The organism is Paenibacillus tyrphae, assembly GCF_000722545.1.
Taxonomy (GTDB): domain Bacteria; phylum Bacillota; class Bacilli; order Paenibacillales; family NBRC-103111; genus Paenibacillus_G; species Paenibacillus_G tyrfis.
The window spans coordinates 58378-76405 of record NZ_JNVM01000004.1 but is presented as its reverse complement, the minus strand read 5'-3'; the positions used below and the strand labels follow the sequence as shown (position 1 = coordinate 76405).

Annotated in this window: 15 protein-coding genes; 1 reads left to right on the top strand and 14 read right to left on the bottom strand. The window is 56.9% G+C overall.

Annotation, left to right across the window (positions count from 1 at the left end; genetic code table 11):
- Positions 1-167: 167 nt before the first annotated feature.
- From ET33_RS03760 to ET33_RS03750, 3 genes are all read right to left on the bottom strand, one after another.
- A complete protein-coding gene (locus ET33_RS03760; RefSeq protein ID WP_036676718.1) occupies positions 168-767 on the bottom strand; it encodes an acyl-CoA-like ligand-binding transcription factor in 600 nt (199 codons plus the stop codon).
- A gap of 23 nt (positions 768-790) precedes the next feature.
- The gene (locus ET33_RS03755; protein WP_036676714.1) at positions 791-2245 is read right to left on the bottom strand and encodes an FAD-dependent oxidoreductase; all 1455 of its coding nucleotides are present in this window, start codon (positions 2243-2245) and stop codon (positions 791-793) included.
- Positions 2246-2425: 180 nt separating this feature from the next.
- Positions 2426-3322, bottom strand: a complete 897-nt coding sequence (locus ET33_RS03750; protein WP_036676710.1) for a LysR family transcriptional regulator — start codon at positions 3320-3322, stop codon at positions 2426-2428.
- Positions 3323-3467: 145 nt separating this feature from the next.
- Here ET33_RS03750 and ET33_RS03745 point away from each other — a divergent pair, with 145 nt between their 5' ends.
- On the top strand, positions 3468-4724 hold the full coding sequence (locus tag ET33_RS03745; RefSeq protein WP_036676705.1) for an MFS transporter: 1257 nt from the start codon (positions 3468-3470) through the stop codon (positions 4722-4724).
- Positions 4725-5147: 423 nt separating this feature from the next.
- Here the strand turns inward: ET33_RS03745 and ET33_RS03740 are convergent, their stop codons facing one another.
- The 11 genes from ET33_RS03740 to ET33_RS03690 all read right to left on the bottom strand — a co-directional run bounded on the left by ET33_RS03740 (position 5148) and on the right by ET33_RS03690 (position 17989).
- Complete coding sequence (locus tag ET33_RS03740; RefSeq protein WP_036676702.1) at positions 5148-6371, bottom strand: MFS transporter; 1224 nt, start codon at positions 6369-6371, stop codon at positions 5148-5150.
- A 31-nt stretch (positions 6372-6402) separates the two neighbouring features.
- Entirely contained in the window at positions 6403-7434 is a 1032-nt protein-coding gene (locus ET33_RS03735) for an ROK family protein (RefSeq protein ID WP_036676697.1), read from the bottom strand.
- A gap of 168 nt (positions 7435-7602) precedes the next feature.
- Positions 7603-8466: a DUF6923 family protein gene (locus tag ET33_RS36215; protein WP_051775093.1), complete on the bottom strand. Its 864-nt coding sequence runs from the start codon at positions 8464-8466 to the stop codon at positions 7603-7605.
- Between the two features lie 64 nt (positions 8467-8530).
- Positions 8531-9064 carry a GNAT family N-acetyltransferase gene (locus ET33_RS03725; protein ID WP_036676694.1) on the bottom strand — a complete coding sequence of 178 codons (534 nt, stop codon included), beginning with the start codon at positions 9062-9064 and terminating at the stop codon, positions 8531-8533.
- Positions 9061-10263 (bottom strand): Gfo/Idh/MocA family protein, encoded by a 1203-nt coding sequence (locus ET33_RS03720; RefSeq protein ID WP_036676690.1) that lies wholly within the window; start codon positions 10261-10263, stop codon positions 9061-9063. Before ET33_RS03720 ends, ET33_RS03725 begins: the two co-directional genes overlap by 4 nt.
- A gap of 51 nt (positions 10264-10314) precedes the next feature.
- Entirely contained in the window at positions 10315-11145 is an 831-nt protein-coding gene (locus tag ET33_RS03715) for a metallophosphoesterase family protein (RefSeq protein WP_051775092.1), read from the bottom strand.
- Between the two features lie 77 nt (positions 11146-11222).
- The gene (locus ET33_RS03710; protein ID WP_374701657.1) at positions 11223-12056 is read right to left on the bottom strand and encodes a carbohydrate ABC transporter permease; all 834 of its coding nucleotides are present in this window, start codon (positions 12054-12056) and stop codon (positions 11223-11225) included.
- An 82-nt stretch (positions 12057-12138) separates the two neighbouring features.
- A complete protein-coding gene (locus ET33_RS03705) occupies positions 12139-13029 on the bottom strand; it encodes a carbohydrate ABC transporter permease (protein WP_036676686.1) in 891 nt (296 codons plus the stop codon).
- A 12-nt stretch (positions 13030-13041) separates the two neighbouring features.
- Positions 13042-14409, bottom strand: a complete 1368-nt coding sequence (locus ET33_RS03700) for an ABC transporter substrate-binding protein (protein ID WP_036676682.1) — start codon at positions 14407-14409, stop codon at positions 13042-13044.
- Between the two features lie 221 nt (positions 14410-14630).
- Positions 14631-16181 carry a response regulator transcription factor gene (locus ET33_RS03695; protein WP_036676680.1) on the bottom strand — a complete coding sequence of 517 codons (1551 nt, stop codon included), beginning with the start codon at positions 16179-16181 and terminating at the stop codon, positions 14631-14633.
- Positions 16178-17989, bottom strand: a complete 1812-nt coding sequence (locus ET33_RS03690; protein WP_036676677.1) for a sensor histidine kinase — start codon at positions 17987-17989, stop codon at positions 16178-16180. Before ET33_RS03690 ends, ET33_RS03695 begins: the two co-directional genes overlap by 4 nt.
- Between the last annotated feature and the right edge of the window lie 39 nt (positions 17990-18028).

Below are 18028 nucleotides of genomic sequence, written 5' to 3'. Positions count from 1 at the left end.
AAATTTTTATTGGAAGCTGCTTAGCAGCGGGTATTTCCCGCAGACAAAGGCGAACGCTATCGCTCCTCCAGTAGATACCCCACCTCCGTATGGTTCTCTATTTTTGTTAAAACTCATTCTCAACAATCTGACCGTTATCGATGGTCGACGATAACGGTTTTTGCTTTTCACAACGGTAGGCCCGCTTCCAGCTTACTCAGCGCTTCGTCCAGCAATCCGGCGAAGTCCGCATCCGGATGTTTCGCATAGTGAAGCATCACCGAGATGTTGACGCCGATGACCGCTCCGGCGAAGGTTCGCACGGCTGCGTCGTCCGGCTCTCGGCCGGTGCGCTTGGCTGCCAGCTCCGCGATCAGCTGCATCGTCTGGGTCAGGTTGTTCAGCGCTGCGGCCCGCAGCTCCGGCACCGTCATGATGAGCTGATTTCGTTCACGCATCGTGGCGAGCTCATCGGCAGACATGTCGGCAATTGCCGAAACCATGGCCCCGCGCAACGCCTGTAGAGGACTCAGATCTGACGGCTGAGCTTCAAAGGCGTCAACGAGAACGGGATCGTAATTGTCACTTAGCAGCACGTCCTCCTTGGTGGGAAAATACCGAAAAAAAGTGCTGGGCGAAATCTCCGCTGCCTCCGTAATCTGCTCCACCGTCGTGGCGTTATAGCCCAGCTCGCGGAACAGCCGCAGCGCGTGCATTTGAACCGCTGCCATGGTCTTTGCTTTTTTGCGCTCGCGCAGCCCCATGGTTCGTTTATCGTCCGGTGGCATCCTGTACACTCTCCGATCTTGTTTTATTTATAGCTTCCCGCCGGGATGGTCCGCTCCAGAAATTGCTCCAGCTGATGATCCCGATCCTCCATCGCAAATTCGGCTAACAGCCGCTCTCCCTCGCCCGATCCATCGGCGTTCAGCACGGCGCGGACCGCTTCCGCGTTCAATAATTCCCGCGGCGATAAGAGCAAGCCGTTCATCATCATGTATTTACCGAATAATTCCATATCAGGCTTGCCGACGGCTTGCTTGCGGTACAGTTCAAAATATTTTTGGGCGAAGGCGATCCCTTCCCGCGAATGCGATCCCGTGTATTCCACGCCGGGCCAGCACAGGTCGGCAACGGCCGTGAGCCACCAGGCGGGATCGATTGCCTCCTGCATTCGCCTCAATGCCTCGCGTTCGAAGAACGGCTTCGGCCGGGTACGCCGTTCGCGCAATTGAGCGGCCAGCAATTCCGCTTCGATGGCAGCGACGGTAATTCCTTGACCGTAAATCGGATCGAAGTTGCAGAGTGCGTCCCCCATCACAAGCAGCCCGGACGGCCACCGCTCCATCCGCTCGAAGCGCTGCCGGAAGCATTCCGGCACTCGGTACCCGCGCGGCGGCCCCAGCGGCTCGCACGCTTGCAGCAGCCCCGCAATCGAAGGGTCCAGCAGAGCGGCCAGCTCCTGTTCGTATAGCCCGGCATCGGTCGTCGGGTAACGCTGACCGCCCGCGTAATATAGTACGACTTCGGCCGTATCCTGCTCAACCGGTCCGAATACAGCGGTGCCGACTCCTTTGGCCGGAACGCCTTCCGTGACGACTACGCTCCATTGCTCCGCAATGTGCGGAGGGATTCTGTAATAGCGCGTGCTGTAACCGAGCGAAGCTTTTAGACGTTCCGGTTCCGGCACGTGATAGCCGAGAGCCTGAAGCCATTTTACCAGCTTGGAGGACCGTCCGCTAGCATCCAGTACCAGATCGGCTTCGAGCGTCGTGGACTGCACCGTCTTACCCCGTTCCCGAACCGTAACGCCTGTAACTGTTGCGCCGTCCAAAGCCATCTGCAGCCCCGTCGCTTCGCATCCGTTCGCAAACCGCACATTGGGGAGCGCTTGTAGGCGCCGGCGAATGACCCATTCCAGCAAAGCCCGGCTGGCACCCGCATCTTTTCGGTCAATCACTTCGAGTGTTCCGTAAACGCTGACGGACCGGATGCGCTTGCCCTCTTTCGGGAAAGCCCCTTGCGCCAGCAAATCGTCCAGCCAGCCGGGGAACAAGCTCTCCAGAATGAGCTTGCCGCGCGGCAGCAGCCGGTGCGGGTGATACGCCTGAGGCGTGCCGGGACGGTTCCCGGGCGTACCCGGAAAGTCGTCCTTGTCCACGACGAGAACCTCGTCATAATACTCCGCCAGCACCCGTGCGGCCAGCATTCCCGCCATACTGCCTCCAATGACCAGCGCTCTTCCCCAATTCGGATCGTTATTCATGCCCGCAGCCCCTTTTTCAGATAACAAATTATTTTGATAGTAACAATATAATGATAATATATGTCTTTTAATAGTTACTGTCAAATTATCGAGTGATACCGTTCAGCAAAAAAAGAAAACCGCTCCCCGGAAGGAACGGTTGACCTGAACGAATATTGTCCGCTAAACGGATGATCCTAACTAGACTGCTTCTTCTCTTAATTTTTTCCGAACAAGCCGGATAAACGATTCTGCGACCGGCGTTAACGTATGATCTTCGGCTGTGCATATCGCAATCGGCCGTTTCAGCTCGACATCCCGGACATACACTCGGGCTACTTCGCCCCGCTCGATATATTCGCGTGCCGCCATAGCCGAGATGAGATTTGCCCCATACCCCGCTCTGACCGCTCTTATCGTCTCATGCACCCCGTTAAACTGCATCCCGATCTTCGGCTGTCTGACGTTATAGGTTCGGCACATCGACAGGAACCTTTCTCGGGTCGAGCTTCCCTCCTCCCGAATAACGAACGTTTCTTCCATCATTTCCTTTAAAGAGGCTTCCCGGTTCGCCATAGGATGCCTGGCCGGAACGATAAACCACAGCTCGTCGTCGAACAGATACTCCCATTTCATCCGGGGCTGTTCCCAGCCTCCCGCAATAACGGCCACGTCTGCCCGGTGCTCGCTCAGGAGAGCAAACGCTTCGCGGGTATTGACGGTGATGACGTTGATAGCAACGTCTTCATGCCGGGTTTTGAAATACGCGATCCATCTCGGAAGCAGCACCGTTCCGGGGAGGTTGGTAACGGCAAGCGTCAGCTCCCCCCGTTTTCCCGCCGCAATGTCGCTCATCCGGTTCTCGATTTCGCGCTCCGCAGCGAACAGCTTGCCGGATAAAGCATACAGCTCCCGGCCCGCATACGTCAGAGCAATGCCTCTACCCTCCGGCCGAACCAGCTTTAGGCCGATTTCTTTTTCCAGATTTCTTAGATGCTGGGTGACGGCAGGCTGACTGATGCGAAGCTCCTCTGCCGCTTGGGTTACATGGCCGCTCTGGGCTACGGCATGAAATACTTTAAGCGCATGCAAATTCATAGCTATTCCTCCGTTCGCGCGGAATTCATAAGTATAACTTATCGGTTGGTTATCATTATATATTAGTTTTTTGCGAGGAGGTGGACTATTTTTAGGATGATCGGCTTACGTTAAAGCACCAATTGTAGAAAAGAGTGAATGCGCAATGGATAAGTCAACGCTTCGCGGGAAAAAGGAAGTGCTGCGGATCTCATGGATTACGGCGCTTTGTCTGACGGGGGACTCGATGCTGTACATCGTGCTGCCTTTGTACTGGAAAGAAGCCGGTCTGGACTCGCTCGTTCAGGTCGGCATTCTTTTGTCCGTCAACCGACTGGTTCGGCTGCCCTTGAACCCTATCGTCAGCCGGATTTACCGTCATATCAGCCTGCGGCAAGGCATGCTGGCAGCGGTCATGCTTGCGATCCTGACGACCGCTTCCTATGGGTTCATCGACACGTTCCCCCTCTGGATTGCAGCGCGGTGCGTCTGGGGTCTGGCTTGGTCGTTTTTAAGGCTTGGCGCCTATTACGCGATCTTGGAGCTTTGCCGGGATCGCAATGAAGGCCGGTTGTTCGGCCTGTATAACGGTCACTACCGGCTGGGAAGCCTCGTCGGGATGCTGCTCGGAGGTACCCTTGCCGAGATGCTGGGGCTTCGTGCCATAGCATGGCTGCTTAGTGCGGCGACCGTTTGTGGCGTCCCTTTCCTGCTGCGGGGCCTTCGAATCGATGATGTGAAAAAGAACTCCGTCCGGCAGACGGAGGAGGCTTCCGTTCCGATTCCGCAGAAGCGCTCCGGAACAGCCGCATTCATGACCATGCTGAAAACCAAGGACGTCCCTTGGCTGCTTGCCGCCGCTTTGGGCTCGGCTATGATTTACGAAGGGATGCTGACCTCCACGCTCAGCAATTATGCCGAAACGAGACACGCCTCGATGACGGTCCTCGGCTTTACGCTCGGCGGCGCGTTTATCGCCGGGGGGCTGCAGGCGCTGCGGTGGGGCTGGGGCCCCTTCCTGTCGCCGTTCATCGGCAGCCTGTCGGATCGGCAGTCCAATAAAGCCCGCCTGCTGACGTGGACGATGGGCATAGCAGCCGCCCTGCTGTTTTTGTTTCCGCTGCCTTTGCCGACGTGGGGCTGGATCGTTGCGGCGGTGGGGCTATTGATGACATCGACCTGTACGACGACGCTTATGGATGCCTTGGCCGGCTCCGTCTCCGGCACGCTAAGCCTGCACAACCGAAGAACCGTCATGACGTCCTATTCCGTTACGCTGGATGTGGGGGCAGCGCTCGGTCCGGCCCTTTCGTTCTGGGTAGTGCAGCAGGCGGGGTATCCTGCCGTTTATTGGGGTGCGGCGGCGATGTGGCTCGGACTTTGCTGTTGTTTTTTCGTTGCGAAACCGTTCGCGAAGCAATGAACCGCTTCAAGCTTACCGGTCTTAACTTCCGTTCGAATGCAAGCTATGCTCGACCCGCCTGCCACCCAATACCATAAATTCCATCTAGCAGGTAAAGGAGACGCGATGAATTTTCAATTTCGCCCCATGACTCGGGAAGAAGCCGAAGAGATCGCCGGTTGGCAGTACGAGGAGCCTTATTCTTTTTATAGGATTTGTGCGGAAAGAGACGTTTTTGCAGCAGACGAACGGGGGCACCTATGACTTTATCCGGATGATTTTGGAATCAACTCATCGAATGGAACGACGCTAGGTCTCAAAATATGTAAAAAAGAAGAAGGCAAAAACCGTTCCCCGGAAGGAACGGCTTTGCATTATCCCCGGGCTCCGGCTTGTTTTCCAACATTTCACCGCCATTTGGCAGCGAAAAGCTCCACATCGGCTCTAAGCCTTGATGTTCGTATCCTCTGTCTGCGCTCCGATTGGCCTTGCGGCATGACACAACAATCCGGCCACCACAACGCCGATCAGCACGACAATTAAGGCGCGAAGCAAGCCGACGGAATCGCCAATTACCCCCAGGATCGGCGGACCGACAAGGAAAGCGAGGTATCCGGCCGTCGACACGGCGCTCACCCTCGCAGCGACCCCGCGGGGATCGTCTCCTGCGGCGGACAAGCCTACGGGAAATCCGAAGGCCGACCCGAAGCCCCACAGCACAACGCCGATGGCGGCAGCCGTGAAGCTTTGTCCCCAAATGACGATGAGCAGTCCCGCAATCGCGGATAGCGCGGAAGCCCGCAGGACGGCGACTCTGCCGAACCGGTCGAGCAGCATCCCGCCTGCTGCGCGGCAAATGGTCATCGCGGCTACAAATAAGCCGAAGGCAAACGAGCCCGTCGCCGGGGAGACATGGTAACCGTCCACAATGACCAGCGGAAGCCAGTCGTTCGCAGAGCCTTCCGCAAACGCCATTCCCAAGACGACGATCCCGATCAAAATCGTGCGCGGCTCTTTCCACACGGCCATACGCTCCCGCGCGGTCATGGGCGGTTCGCCCGACTCCGCGGCACGTTCTTGCCCGGTTCCGGCGGGGACGAAACGGTAAAAATAGACGGCGCACAACACCACGACGACCGCGGCGAGCAACAAATGAACAAAGACGGACAGTCCGGCCCCAATCGCTGCCGAGCCCGCAACGGCACCCACCAGATTACCTACGCTGAATGCGGCATGAAAGCCGGTCAGAAGCGATTTCTGGGCGGCACGCTCGACGGCCGTCCCCTCGACATTCATCGCCACGTCGCATATTCCGTTTCCGAAGCCGAAGACGGCCAGTCCCAGAAACACCACAATGCCGCCGGTAAGCCAAACTCCGCTCAGTGCCACGATTCCGAGTCCTGCCGAGCTGACCACCAATCCGGCCATCATGACAAAGCGCCCCCCGCGGCTTGCAATAAGATGACTTGCGCTTAACAATCCGATGATGGAACCGACGGCCAAGCCAAAAATAATCCATCCCATCTCGGCGGTGGTAGCACCTAACGAATCCCGGATCGCGGGAGTGCGCGAAACCCAGGTGGCAAGCGCAAAACCGGGCAGACCAAAAATAAAATAAATGGCGATGCGCCATAGTTGAATTTGGCGGCTGCTTAGCGAATGTTCCATGCCAATTCTCCTTTTGAAGCCGGCTGCGCAATCAATCGATTCCGAGACCCAGCATCGTTCTGATCGTAAGTTGATTTAGCCCGTGGAAGTAATCTTCCTCCCAATTCCGGACAAGAAGGGACGGCAAGTTAGCTGCCGGAACATAGGGCGCGCTTCCTTTCCGGACATCGGCAAGATCGCGTTCGGCCATATCCGTACTGCAAAAAATGACGGTATGCGGATTCAGGGTGGCCGTAAACACGGCAACCAAACGGCTCATCGCGTCGATCAACTTCGCACGCCTCTCCGTGCCGTCCTGCGCGGAAGTCGGCTCTTGAACGGCTTGGGAAAAATTGTGCGAATCGTAAAGCGGCAAAAAGGAAACTTCGCCCGAAAAAAAGCTGCTCCCTCTTACAACGTCGCCGTTCACCATAATCCCCGCGCCGGGACCGTTCTGCCCCAGATACAGGTACACAAGGGAGCGGTTTTGGTCGTCTCCCGAGCGGTCATGATAACCGAGAACGGTGGCGTTCATATCATTTTCCACCTGGACCCGGAGCGAAAAGCGTTCCTCGTACAAGCCTTTGAAATCGAGGTTCTTGAACTTTTCGTAATCGGGAATATGAAAGACCCGCCCGTTATTGACCGCTCCCGGGACTCCCAAGGTCAGTGCGCGCAAATGAGGATAACGCTGCACGAAGGTTCCGATCTGCTCGGTCAACCGCTCGGGTCCGTCGTGCAAAACGCCGGGAAGCTTCTCCCGCCCAACCACCTCGCCCACATAATTCAGGACCGCATAGGAGGAATAATCCTTTTCGAGCGCCACAGCGAGCCCCGCCATGTGATCGGCATTGAGCCGGTATTGCTTCGGACGCCGGCCTCCGCTGGATGCTCCCAGCCCCGTTAACACAACCTCTCCTTGGTCGTTCATTTCATCCAGCATTTTGCTAATCGTCGGAAAACTGATGCCCGTTTTCTGCACAACCTCGGCCGTGTTCGATACCGAATCGCGATACAGCACCGCACGAATTTGCCGACGAATCATTTCCCCCATCATTTTGGGTTGAACGAAAGGAAGCTTCATGGCATTCACCGCCAACTTATTAAAGTTCTTTAATTACTTTCCGAGTGTATCACAGATTCGTCCGGGTCACAACGAATGATTTCCGTGAAATCCTAAACGACCGCCGGTACAAAAAAAGAAAGGAAACGGCATGGTGCCGTTTCCCGGTATTTTGCAAGCGGATATGTCTTACTTGGCGTAATGGCGGAAGTTGACATTGATGCGGGCGGAGCCTACGTCCAGAATGTGCAGAACGGCGCCGTCCGAAGTCGGAAGAACGGCGATGCCCTGCGCTTCCGAGCCGCTCGGCAGGTTCCGGTCGAAGGCCACCGCCACGCTGCCGGTATCGGGATCGATGCGGTAGACAGATTGGGTGCCGTTGTCGCTGGACGCGTACAGCGAGCCGTTGTACATTTCGGCGCCCTGAATACGATCGATGCTTTGGCTGAGCGGCACGGTCTTGATCAGGTGCATGTCGTTCAGGTCGAAAACGTTCAGCACGGAAGCGTTGCTCCACTCGGCCGTGTAAACCTGGCCGCGCCCGGCATCCACCGCCACCCACGGCACGCCGCCTTTGTGCAGGTTCAACGGCAGTGCGTAGGCCGTGCCCGTGTAACTCAGCGTATTCGCGTCGAACAAGGCGATGTACGGATGCTGGTAGCTGCTGCCGTCCTCGATCGGAGCGTAGATTTTGCCGTTGTAATAACTGATGTCTCCGATGTGGTTCCCGCCTTGCTTGGAGATTTCGTCCGGGATCGCCAGCCCGTTTCTTGCTTGAACAGTCTTGCCGTCGAGACTCGTGCGGAGAAGTCCGTAATTCGAGTTGAAAATCCACGAATTGCCGTCGGTAGCCACGCCCTGCCCGCGCTCGAAAGCGTCAAGCAGCCAGTACGTCTGGCTGGACGTCTGACGCCACGACTCGGTGCCCGCAGTCACGGCCGAAACCGCCGCTTCTTCTCCCTTCGCTGCCGCAGACGCCATACCGGCAAAAGATAAAGAGTACACCAACATCGTTCCTGCCGCGATCAGGCCAACCTTCTTCAAAGCTTTCATTTTTTTCTCCTCCTGTTTATGAAATGAAGAGCTTTTAAAGCTCAAGCTCCCGCATGACGGCACATCAATCGGCCGGACGGACCAGCCGAAGGACGCGCTCCCACCTCGGTCTATGAAGTTCATGAAGATACACGGGGGTAAAGCCAAGTCTTAAATATATTTTGATGGCGGGAAGCCGGAAATCGTCCGTTTCCAGGAACGCTTGGGTCTGCCCCTCGGCTCTCATCCTGTGCAGAGCCGCCAAGCTGGCCGCATAACCGAGCCCCCGCCCGGAATGGCCGGGAAGAGCGCCCACCATATGCAAATATCCGCATCGCTCGCCCGGAAGCTCCGTTTCCCATGCGGTCGCCGTAGCTGCGGGAATATCGCCGGAACATATAAACAGCACCCGCTCCGGCTGAAAATAAGGCAGATCGCCGATTTTGTGTCCAAACGCGATCTCTCTTTCAAACGATTGCCGAATGATCGATTCCCAACGGCTTTCGTCGCCCGGCTGAAAGCTGCGGATCGTGTAGCCTGCCGGACAAGACAATGCGGGCAAATCCGCAAGGCTTTCTTTGCGCATGACCAATTTAGGATACGGTTTGTCCATGCTCATCCTCTATTCTTCCGCTTAAAATCCGGAAACGGGATCGTCTTCCCGCCGGCAGCGACGGATTCCATCGACAGCGCGAACACGGAGCTCCAAGCTGCCGCATCGTACACGTCCACGCCCGGAGTGCGGCCTTCGGCAATCGCCGAAAAAAACTCCGCAAAAACGAGAAAGTCGCCGCCGCCGTGCCGGAACCGGGACGCTTCATGTCCCCACCGCTTCCATAACGGATGATCGGGCTCGGGCTGGTACCGCTTGAGCGGTTCCCATGTGACGGGCTGGCCGTCCTCCGCTTTGGGAGACCAGCGCTGCAGCCAGATGAGATCGTCTTCGCCCTCGTAACGTCCCGACACATAAGCGCCCTCGGTTCCCTGAACCGCATAATGGGTCGAATTCGGAGGCCTCGCCGACGTCCAGTCCACGCGCAGCGTAATCAGCACGTTCTTCCTCGTCTGCACAACCGCAACCGCCGAATCGCCTTGGCGCCAATAGCCGTCCCGGGCCCCCGGATGACTGCTGCCGTAACGTTCGTCAAAATAGCGCTGCAGCGATCTCGCCTTGGACACGAACACGGCGATGCTCTTCAATTCGTCTCCGTCCGGCCGGCTTGAGCCGATCCATTGCGAGACCGGGCCTAGCGAATGCGTAGGATAATTCATTCCGTTGAAGTCGCGATGCAGCTCGCCCCGCCAGGTTAAGGACCCGTCCGGCCCATGAACGAGATGACGGCAGTCGTGAATGTAGCCGCCCTCCATATACGTGATTTCCCCAAACAGCCCCTGTTCGGCAATCGACTTGACGGCTAGCGCCGAACGCGAAAAGCAATAATTTTCCGCCATCATATAATGAAGTCCGGTTCGTTCGACCGTCTCTACCAGCTCCCATGCGTCCTCCAAGGTTTGCGCAGCCGGCACCTCGCATAATACGTGCTTCCCCGCAAGCAGCGCTTCGATAGACTGTCTGGCGTGAAGGTGCATCGGACTGGCGATATATACGGCATCGACGAACGGATCCTCAAGCAACCGGTGGAAGTCCCCGTACGTACGAACGTCCGGGCATCGTTCTTGCCATGGCTTCAGCAATTCTTCGTTCTTATCGCAAACCGCCGTCAGCCGAACGCGATCCTCAAATGACTGGAGCACCCGGGAAATACCGCTCCCCCGATTCGCTCCGACGATCGCAAGACGCACAGGTTGACGCCCCATTCCTTCTTCCCTCCGCTCCCTGTTTCGTTTGCCCTGCCTGCCGTCTGCCGCCTACCGTGTCAACAAGACGGAAAGCTTCTCCGAAGCCCCGTTCCCCTCGGCCGACGGGTAAGGCTCGTAGTAAGGCATATTTTCCCCGACCGTTCGCGCCCATTTCGTGAGCGTTTCGCTTTCCAGGCGATGGAGCTCCACGCGCACCTCGCCGCCCTCGACCGTTACGATGCGGAACGCGGGAACGTCCATCGGAGCGGCCGTCTGGATAAAATGCCACTGACCCTCGCGGACGACGGAGTTTTCGTGATTGTGACCGTTAAAGTACAAGCCGGTTCCGGCCCACCGGCCGAGAATTCTACGGATGTCGAGGGACGGGTCCAGAGACATCATCGCTTCCGTCGAGCGCGCAGTGGACCCGTAAAGCGGATGATGGGCAAACACGAGAAGCGGCTTGTCCGAAGGCTTGCGCACCACCGATTCCAGCCATTCCAACTGCTCGGCATCGATAAATCCGCTCCAGTCCTGCCGCGTTTCCCGGGCCGTATCCAGCACGACGACGAGCGCTTCCGCCTCTTCCCATAGGCCGTATCGCCGCTGTCCGGTCAAGGATAACAGCTTGGCCTTGGGATGCGTGTACGTATCGTGATTGCCAAGCACATGAAGGAAGCGAAGCCGGTCGCCATAGCCGCGCACCTTTTGGAAAATATACTCGAATTCCGCAATTTCCCCGGCGTTGGTCAAATCCCCGAGCGAAATGTGATAGTCGGCCTCCGTTTCCAGAAATGCCGTCAAAAAATGCTCAAAGAATGCATCCCGCGCTTCCAGCACATCCGGACGGTTAATGAACGTCATCGGATAGTGCAGATCGCCGAAAATGGCTAATTTCATGAATCGTTCCTCCCAATCCCCTACTCGATCTTCCAGCCCTGTTTCTTTGCCGAGAGCCGGTTCGCTTATCCGACCCGTTATCCCTTGATGCCCGAGTGCATGAAGCTGCTGACGAACTGCCGCTGGAACAATAAAAATCCGAGCATCATCGGCGCCGCCACAAGCAGCGTAGCCGCGCTCACCTCGGCCCACTGCCCGCCCGACTCCGTCGATTTCGCAAAAAGCGCCAATCCTACGGTCAAAGGGCGGTTGTCCGCCGAATTGGTAACGATCAACGGCCACAAGAAGTTGTTCCAGTGATAGCTGACCGAAACGATGGCAAACGAAACATAGACGGGCCTGGAGAGCGGCACGTAAATCTGCCATAAAGCGCGCAGTCGCGAGCAGCCTTCGACGCGGGCGGCTTCGTCCAGCTCCCGGGGCAGCTGCTTGAACGACTGCCGCAGCAAAAAGATACCGAACGCAGACGCAAAGTAAGGAAGCATAATGCCGAGCTTCGTATCCAGCAGCCCCAGCTCCTGCAGCACGCGGTAGTTGGAAAAGATCAGCACGTCCGGGGGCACCATGATTTGGACCAAAAACAGCATGAACAGCGTGTCCCGCCCGAAAAACCGAACCCTTGCGAACGCATAAGCTGCCAGCGTCAAACTGACCAACTGGACGGTCAGCACGCCGCTCGTAATCAGCAGCGTATTGAGGTAATACTGCGCAAACGGCGCTGTATGCCATACGGAGGCAAAATTGTCCAGCGTCCACTCCCAAGTCCAGCCGCTCCCAAGAGCCGCTCCCTTCGGGCGAAAGGCCGTCCATACGACCCAAGCGAGCGGGACGAGCCACGCCATCCCGAGCGCGAGCATGACGGCGTGCCACAGCGCTTGCGCGGATTGGCGGCGTAAACGCGCGAACAGCATTTCCCCGCCCGCCAGCGGCCTGCGCCGCTTCGTTCGTTCCTGCCGAAGCGGCAGCCCTGCTTGATGACTCATGGGCTCCCTCCTATTCGTAATGGATGCTGCGGTCCCAGCCGAAAAACTGCACCGACGACACAAGCAGCAGCACCGCAACCATCACGACGGTCATCGCCGCCGCCATCCCCTGATCGTAATAGCCGAACGCCGTATCATAGATGTAGTACAAAAGCAGACTGCTTGCATTGTCCGGTCCTCCCCGCGTCATAATCCACAGATGATCGACCAGCTTGAACGCGTTCGTTACGGAAACGACGGCCACAAACAGCGTAGTCGGCATCGTCAGTGGGATCGTAATGCGCCGCAGCGATTGCCAGATGCCGATGCCGTCGACGGCGGCCGATTCGTACAAGTCCTTCGGGATCTGCTGCAAGCCGGCCAGGTAAAAAATCATGAAGTACCCGGCCTCCTTCCAGATCATCATGACGATCATCGCCGCCATCACCGTATTCGGCTGGCCCAGCAGCGGGGCTTCGCTCTGGCTGACCCAGGCCGCCAAACGAGCCAGCAGGCCAAACTTCGGCGTGTACAGAAACAGCCAGATGTTCGCGACAGCGATCATCGGAATCATGTTCGGATAAAAATACGCGGTCCGGACGAAGCTACGCCCTTGGAGCGCCTTATCGGCAAACAACGCCATCGCGAAGGCCAGCGCCATCGAGGTCGGTACGGTTCCGAGGGCAAACCACAGGTTGTTGCCGAACACTTTTTGAAACACAGGGTCCGCCAGCATCGACACATAATTGCCCAGCCCGACAAAACGCGGCTCCGGCGTCGCCAAATCCTGCTGATACAAGCTGAGCACGGCGGTCTTCCAGATCGGGTAATACGTAAACAAACCGAGGAACAACAGCGAGGGGAGCAGCAGTCCCCAAGCCAATCCGTTCCTTTTGAGCCTTTCGCTCCAAATGGCGTTCATGCGGGCATTCTCCTATTTGTTAAACGGCGCCAACGCGCGTTCAGCTTCTTCCTGCGCCTTCTTCAACGCCCCGGCCGGATCGATCGTCCCCGCCAGCGCCGCCTGAATCTGATTCGTCAGCGCGCTCGACACTTTGCCGTGGTTGTGCGTCGACAGCTCCGCATGCGCGTACTGCAATTGATCGCGGGCAACGAGCGCCTGCGGGAACGATGCCGCGTAGCTTTTCATCGTCTCCGTATCGAACGCCGATTTGCGTACGCCCACATAGCCCGTAGCCACGCTGAACTGCGCCGCCTGCTCCGCCTCCGTCATGAACTTGACGAATTCCCAGGCCGCCGCCTGCTTCTTCGGACTCGTGTCCTTGAAGATGTACAGATTGCCGCCGCCCGTCGGCGAGCCGTACTGCTTCTTCATCGGCGGGAAGGCGACACCGAAATCGAATTTGGCATTGTTTTTCACGTTGGTCAGGTTGCCGCTCGTATGGATCATCATCGCCGTTTTGCCTTGAATGAAGTCGGTTGGCACCGTAGCCCAGTCGATGACGCCTTCCGGCATGATTTTATGCTTGCGGGACAAATCCAGCCAGTACTGCAGAGCTTCCAGGTTTTCCGGCGTATCGAACATCACTTTTTTGCCGTCTGCCATCATCAGGTTTTGCTTCGGGTCCGTATGGTTTTGCAGCGCAAACAGCTGAAGCATCCAATACGAATCGTCGTTGCCGGGAATTTCGAGGCCCGCCCGCCCTTCTTTCTTCAGCTTCTTGCCGTACTCGATCAGCTCGTCCCAAGTTTTCGGCGGCTTCTCGGGGTCAAGCCCCGCTTCCTTGAACATGTCTTTGTTGTAATACAGCACGATCGTGCTGCGCTGGAACGGGATGCTGTAGGTTTTGCCGCCCGTTTGCGTGTCTTCGACGAAAGCAGGGTAAAAATCGCTCATATTGACGCCCGGATCTTTGGCCATAAAATCGTCGAGCGGAATGATCGCATTCGTATCCAGCATGCTGTACAGCTCCGTCGACATCATGACCGCGACATCGGGCGGCTGCTTCGCTTGAATGCCCGATTGAATTTTAATGGTGTTGTCCCCGTAATTTCCCGTGTACACCGGCTTGACTTTAATGTTCGGATGCTTCTCCATAAACTTGTTCGTCATCCCGTCAATGACTTTCATGACCGGACCGCCGACATTGACCGGATAATAAAAGGTCAGCTCGACGGCTTCGTTCGCCGCCGCAGGCTTGTCCGTCTGGCTTGCCTGTGCCGCGGATACCGCAGGCGCTGCCGGTTTTTCGCTTGCCGCCGGAGCCGCCGGCTTGCCGCAGCCCGCAAGCAGCGTCATCCCGGCCAACGGCGGCAGCAGCCATTTCAAGTGCTTTTGCATGATCGTCTCTCCTCTTCTGTCCGATGGTCGAATCGGCTAACATCCCGTTCACGCTTAGTATAAAAGGCGCGCCGCCGATTGGACATCACACGGCTTGACCGTTCGTTTATCCTTTCAGCATGGAGCGGACGAAAGAAGCCTAAGCCTCGCGCCAATATAAAAATCAAGTAAAAAAACGAATAAGCGGACGGACGGTTTATCCGGTTTTGTCCGATTAGTTATCAAGTTCGGTCCATGTAACGAGAAGGAGAGACGCCGCGTACCTTTTTGAACATGCGGGTAAAGGAGCTGAGGTTCTGATAGCCGAGCTTTTCAGAAATTTGCGTCAAGTGCATCCCGTTCTTCATCAGGGCTACGGCCAGCTCCGTTTTTTCGCGCAGCACATATTCCGTAAAGCTCTGATCCGTCACCTCCCGGAACAATCGGCTCAAATACGAGCTGTTCATATAGAACGCGTCGGCGGTTTCCTGCAGGGAAAGCTCCCGGTGCAAATGCGTTTTGATATACTGCTTGATTTGCAAAATCGTCTTCGTTTTGTCGTCCTGCGAATGGGAGCGCACCTCTTCTCCGGCCCGGGCCAGCTCGTCGAGCAGCAGCTCTGCGAGCTCGTCAAGCCGCCCGGAAGCGTAAAACCGGTCGACCAACCGGTGGTTCGCCGACACGGAGCCGGAAGCGACCTCTTCGCAGGCAGACCAGATGCGGAATAGAAACTCCGTGAACATATTTTTGACAATGGGCGGATGAAGGTACGGGGGCTGCTTCAGCGCGCCGCACAGATCGCCGACGAGTCGTTTCATTTCCTCGAATTGCAGGGAGCCTGCCCGTTCGTACATGTCTCTTTTCAGCTTCAGAACGGCTTCGCTTATCGTTTCGCTGATCAGGTCGTCCTTCGCGTAAACTTCGCCGACCCGGCCGTAAAATTCCGCTTGCAGCAGATCGGCGGCTTGGCGGTCGAACGTCCGCCACTCGTAAGGATCGGCGAACGGCGCGCTCACCGCAACCGCAAGCTCAAGTCCGCGGGCCTGCCCGACCGCCTCCTTCCACCGCACTGCGTCGGATGCCGGCGCAGAGCCGGAAAAGATCAAGTGCCATCTGCGCTTTAACGGTTCCGGGGTCCCGCCCAAATACCGGCTTCCGAATTGCCGGGCGGTCAGACGCTCGATCTCTTCGCCGACGCTCTCCGTTTCTTCCTCGGTCAGCGAAGCGCTGTGCAGCTGGACGACCCACGCCTGAAACCGTTCCGCCTTCAGGGCAGGGGAAAATTCCTGGAGCTGGACGTCGAACCGGTCCGGATCGGGAACAGGCAGAACGCCGTCGAGCCAGCTTTGGAAAAAGCGTCTCCTACGCCGGCCCCGGTTCAGGTCCTCCACACCGGACGCCTCCGCTTCGTGCCGTTTCTGCCGCAATTCCAGCGACAGGTTTTGCAAAATATCGCAAAGTTCTTTAATGTCCAGCGTCGATTTCAGCAAAAAATCGGCCACCTGCAATTGGATGGCGCTGCGTGCGTAGCTCATGTCCTGCTGGCAGGTCAAAATGATAAATTTGGCGTCCGGGCGGCGCGTCTTCGCGTAATGGATGAAGGACAGCCCGTCCATCTTCGGCAGCTCGATGTCGACAAGCACGATATCCGGAAGATGCCGCACGAACATTTCATAGGCCTCGGCGCCGTCTGCGGCCTCGCATACCAGCTCCATACCGAGCGTCGACCACGGAACGGCTTTTTTCAGCCCGAGCCGGACCAGCACTTCGTCTTCGACAATCATGACTTTCATGACAATTCGCCCTCCTTCTTAGCATCTGTAATCCAGGGAAGCGTCACGACGACTTCCGTGCCTTCCCCAAGCCCGCTAACGACCCGGATGCCGTAAGGCTCTCCGTATTCCAGCCGGATACGCTCCTGCAAATTAAGCAGGCTGATGCCGGACGTTTGCCTTCCTCCTCCTTCTTGGGCACGAGGAAGAAGCAGCAGCCGGCGCGTATCGTCGTCCATCCCGTTGCCGTTGTCGGCGATGCAAATCGTAAGCGTGCCGTCCGCAAGCCGCGTGGTGATGGCGAGGCTCGGCACTTTGGCGAAAGGAGCGCGAAAGCCGTGCGTGACGGCATTTTCCAGCAAAGGCTGCAGCGTGAACTTCGGAATCCGGGCCTGGAGCGAGCGTTCGTCCAAGTCCAGCTTGACGTCGATTTTCTGCATGGAACGGATTTCGTGGAAGCGGATATATTGGATCGCGTAGTCCTTCTCCTCCTCGACCATCCCGAACAGCACACCTGTATTTTTCAGCGTATAGTCGAGCATCCGGGTCAACGCGAGAATGGCGTCGGCCATTGTGGAATCGCCGTGCAGCAGCGCCATGAAGCGCAGCGCGTTCAGCGAATTGTGCCAAAAATGCGGCCGCATTTGCGCCTGCAGCACATGCATCTCAAGCTGCCGCTTCTCGCTCTCGCTCTGGCGGATTGTGCGGATATGCAGCTGAATTTGCTCGAAAAACCGGTACATCCCGCGGTTTAACGTTTCAAGCTCCTTGAAGCCTCTGTACTCATACGGCTCCGGCGTTGCGCCTTCCGAGGCCATCCGTACGATCCGGGACATCCGCTGCAGCGGCAGCGTAAGCTTGATATACAGAATCCAGAAGGAGGTGACGATAAGCAGGACGGAAAAGGCGGTCGTCATGGCCGTCGTCTGCCACACGCCAACACTCTCCGCGTTCAACGAACGAAGGGGAACGATCGACAATATTTCCCAGTTCGTGGAAGGGATCAGTTTATAAATGAAGTAGCAGTCTTGTTCGGCGATACGGATCTGCCCCGAGCCGGAATCTTCCCCATTTCTCCGGATGAGCCCGTCGATTCCGTTTGTTCCGAGCGATGCCAGATCACCGGAAAAGGCGGAGGACGGTTCGTTCCGAAACAAAATGCGGCCTTCCGGGGACAGGATGAACACGGCGTTGGCCTCGTTGATCCGCACCGTATCCAGCATCGTTTCGATTAACGTACCGTTCATCTTGATCGTCAGCGTACCGAGCGAGCGGTCATCCTGCACGATGTTTTTGCTGACGTACAAGGCGTTCGGGAAAGCGCTGAAGTGAAAGTCGGCGGCAACATCCGCACGGGGGTAGCTGTTGTCCAGAACCAGCCGCTGACCGTACCAGGGGAAGGAAGCGAGCGTCGTTTTAAACTGCTCCTCTTCCTTTTGCTCGACGGGAGGGTAAGCAAACACGCGGTCCTGCGCCGTAAGAATCTGGATGTATAAGGGGAACCGCAAGCGGAAGTAATTCAAGGCCCCTTCCACGGCTTCTCTCGTTCCGTCGCGATTTTCGCGGATCATGCTCTTTAAATCCGGTTTGACGGATAGGGTGCGGGCAAAGTCGTCGATATAATTCAAATAATTGATCATGTTGACCGACAGCGCATCCATTTTGTCGAAAATGATCTGGTTATACTGCTTCTCGATGGCGGACGTGGACTGCTTGCTGATAATGTACCCTTGGAAGGCGATCAAAAAGAGGACGGTGTAAGTGACGATCACGAACAGGAACAATTTCCAGCCGGACAGCATGGAGGCGAATTTTTCTTTCCGTTTCATGGTTGGATCTCCTTGAAGAGACAGCGTTTTTTGGAATAC

Bases quoted from the DNA above. Each gene is read 5' to 3' on its own strand.
- ET33_RS03760 (WP_036676718.1), bottom strand. From the start codon at position 767: ATGCCACCGGACGATAAACGAACCATGGGGCTGCGCGAGCGCAAAAAA.
- ET33_RS03740 (WP_036676702.1), bottom strand. From the start codon at position 6,371: ATGGAACATTCGCTAAGCAGCCGCCAAATTCAACTATGGCGCATCGCC.
- ET33_RS03690 (WP_036676677.1), bottom strand. From the start codon at position 17,989: ATGAAACGGAAAGAAAAATTCGCCTCCATGCTGTCCGGCTGGAAATTG.
- ET33_RS03735 (WP_036676697.1), bottom strand. From the start codon at position 7,434: ATGAAGCTTCCTTTCGTTCAACCCAAAATGATGGGGGAAATGATTCGT.
- ET33_RS03715 (WP_051775092.1), bottom strand. From the start codon at position 11,145: ATGAAATTAGCCATTTTCGGCGATCTGCACTATCCGATGACGTTCATT.
- ET33_RS03750 (WP_036676710.1), bottom strand. From the start codon at position 3,322: ATGAATTTGCATGCGCTTAAAGTATTTCATGCCGTAGCCCAGAGCGGC.
- ET33_RS03725 (WP_036676694.1), bottom strand. From the start codon at position 9,064: ATGAGCATGGACAAACCGTATCCTAAATTGGTCATGCGCAAAGAAAGC.
- ET33_RS36215 (WP_051775093.1), bottom strand. From the start codon at position 8,466: ATGAAAGCTTTGAAGAAGGTTGGCCTGATCGCGGCAGGAACGATGTTG.
- ET33_RS03745 (WP_036676705.1), top strand. From the start codon at position 3,468: ATGGATAAGTCAACGCTTCGCGGGAAAAAGGAAGTGCTGCGGATCTCA.
- ET33_RS03695 (WP_036676680.1), bottom strand. From the start codon at position 16,181: ATGAAAGTCATGATTGTCGAAGACGAAGTGCTGGTCCGGCTCGGGCTG.
- ET33_RS03700 (WP_036676682.1), bottom strand. From the start codon at position 14,409: ATGCAAAAGCACTTGAAATGGCTGCTGCCGCCGTTGGCCGGGATGACG.
- ET33_RS03710 (WP_374701657.1), bottom strand. From the start codon at position 12,056: ATGCTGTTCGCGCGTTTACGCCGCCAATCCGCGCAAGCGCTGTGGCAC.
- ET33_RS03755 (WP_036676714.1), bottom strand. From the start codon at position 2,245: ATGAATAACGATCCGAATTGGGGAAGAGCGCTGGTCATTGGAGGCAGT.
- ET33_RS03705 (WP_036676686.1), bottom strand. From the start codon at position 13,029: ATGAACGCCATTTGGAGCGAAAGGCTCAAAAGGAACGGATTGGCTTGG.
- ET33_RS03720 (WP_036676690.1), bottom strand. From the start codon at position 10,263: ATGGGGCGTCAACCTGTGCGTCTTGCGATCGTCGGAGCGAATCGGGGG.